1 protein-coding gene is annotated in these 568 nt (G+C 40.3%); it reads left to right on the forward strand.

From position 1 onward, the window contains the following. Positions 1 to 518, forward strand: a 518-nt coding sequence (locus N1032_RS26930) for a Dps family protein (protein WP_259543754.1), incomplete at its 5' end; no start/stop codon positions are given. Positions 519 to 568: the final 50 nt, after the last annotated feature.

Below are 568 nucleotides of genomic sequence, written 5' to 3' on the forward strand. Positions count from 1 at the left end.
CATTGCCACCAAAGAAAATGACTCCGATTGTTTTTACTCACGTAGCTGAGAAACCTGAAGAGCCTAAAGATACATCTACAGCGAAGTTCACCCTGCAAGACCTTGTTGCTAATCTTGAACTGCTGTATGTCAAAGCCAAAAACTTTCACTGGAATGTAACAGGACCTAACTTCATTGGTCTACATGAAACCTTTGATGGTGTTCAAGAAGTGGCACTTGAATGGGCTGACCTGATTGCTGAACGTATGCGTGCCCTTGATATTAAAGTAGACTCTCGTATGTCAACTTACATCAAGCAAGCATGGTTCCCAGAAGCACGTGAAGAAATGATGCAGTTTGAAATGATTAAGGACATGGTTCTTACTCTTGATTGTATCTCTGCTTATCTGTACAAAGCTATCGACAAACATACGTTTGACCCAGTAACAGAAAATAAATTACAAGACTTGTGTCATGAGATTGCGAAGCAGAATTACTTCGTTAAATCAAATAGCACTGTCTTATCAAGTTCGCTCTGAGTGAAGAATTGATTCACTAGACGATCCTTACGGATGGGTTAGAAGGCGTT

Origin of the sequence: Herbiconiux daphne, from assembly GCF_024979295.1 — a bacterium.
Classification (GTDB): Bacteria; Actinomycetota; Actinomycetes; order Actinomycetales; family Microbacteriaceae; genus Herbiconiux; species Herbiconiux daphnes.